Annotated in this window: 2 protein-coding genes; both read right to left on the bottom strand. The window is 61.5% G+C overall.

What is annotated here, in order from left to right:
* Positions 1–787: inositol monophosphatase family protein (locus VZ95_RS17730; protein ID WP_045777040.1), on the bottom strand; the 787-nt coding region annotated here is incomplete at its 3' end.
* Positions 788–888: 101 nt separating this feature from the next.
* Positions 889–1,335, bottom strand: a 447-nt coding sequence (locus tag VZ95_RS17725; protein ID WP_045777039.1) for an elongation factor P, incomplete at its 5' end; no start/stop codon positions are given.

The following is a 1,335-nucleotide window of genomic DNA, read 5'->3' as shown; positions in this document are numbered from 1 at the left end:
GGGTGGCTTTGCGCAGCAACTGGCTGAGTTTGTGATGAAGCGAATCATTCGCCGCCACCACACTGCGGGTTTCTAGCATGCGCGTGCCGCCGGTGGAATCCGAGGTATAACCGCCCGCTTCCTTAATCAACACCAAACCGGCGGCAAGGTTCCAGGGGTGCAGCCCCTCTTCCCAATAACCGTCGAGCCGCCCCGCCGCGACGTAGGCGAGGTTGAGCGAGGGCGCGCCCATGCGGCGGACGCCGCCGGTTTGCGCCATCATCACCGCAAGCTGTTTCAGCGCGCGCTCGTGCCCCGGCTGACCGGCGGCGGGCAAGCCGCAGCCGATCATGGCGGCAGGCAGGTCGCGCCGGGCGGAAACGCGCAGGCGGAAATCGTTCAAAAACGCCCCGCCGCCCTTTTCGGCGTGGAACATCTCGTGCTTGACCGGATCGTAGATGACGCCCGCGATGAGTTCGCCGTCGCGCTCAAGGCCGATGGAAATGGCGAAATGGGGCAGCCCGTGCAGGAAATTGACCGTGCCGTCGAGCGGATCGACGATCCAGCGGTTCACGCCGTCACCTTTGACCTCGCCGCCTTCTTCCAGCAGAAAGCCGTAACCGGGCCGGGCTTTTTCAAGCTCCTGGCGCAGGGTTTCTTCGGCCTTGATATCGGCTTGCGAGACGAAATCGGCCACGCCCTTGCGGCTAACCTGAAGCTTTTCAACCTCGCCGAAATCGCGCACCAAACGGATGGCGGCTTTTTCCGCCGCTTTTGCCATAACGGTAATGATGGCGGAACGCGCCATATCCCCACCCTTTCAAAGAACGACGCGGACCGGGACAGCCCGATCCGCGTCTAATGTGTGTCGGGGGCGACTTGCGGAAAACCCGCCGCCGCCCGTGTATCTTAGCCTTTAAACCGTTCGACGTAAGAGCCGTCTTCGGTCGCCACCACAACTTTGATCCCCGATTCCACATGGGGCGGGATCATGATGCGCATGCCGTTTTCAAGCTTGCCCGGCTTGTAGGAGGAGGAGGCGGTTTGCCCCTTCACCACCGGATCGGCTTCCACGAGTTCCAGCACCACTTGCTGCGGCAGGCTAACGCTGATCGGCGTGCCTTCGTACAGAGAGATTTGAACCTTCATCCCGTCTTGCAGGAACCCGGCCTTTTCGCCCAGCAGTTCCAGCGGAACGCCGAGTTGGTCGTAGGTTTCGGGGTTCATGAAGGTCAGAATCGTATCGTCGCCGAACAGGAAGGTGAATTCCTCATCGTCGATGCGCACGCGCTCCACCTGTTCGCCGGAACGGAACTTATCGTCGCGCTTAATGCCGGTGCGCAGGTTGCGCATTTC

Source organism: Elstera litoralis, assembly GCF_000963705.1.
GTDB classification, from domain to species: Bacteria; Pseudomonadota; Alphaproteobacteria; order Elsterales; family Elsteraceae; genus Elstera; species Elstera litoralis.
The sequence above is the reverse complement of the archived record's forward strand: the minus strand, read 5'-3'. Positions and strand labels throughout refer to the sequence as shown.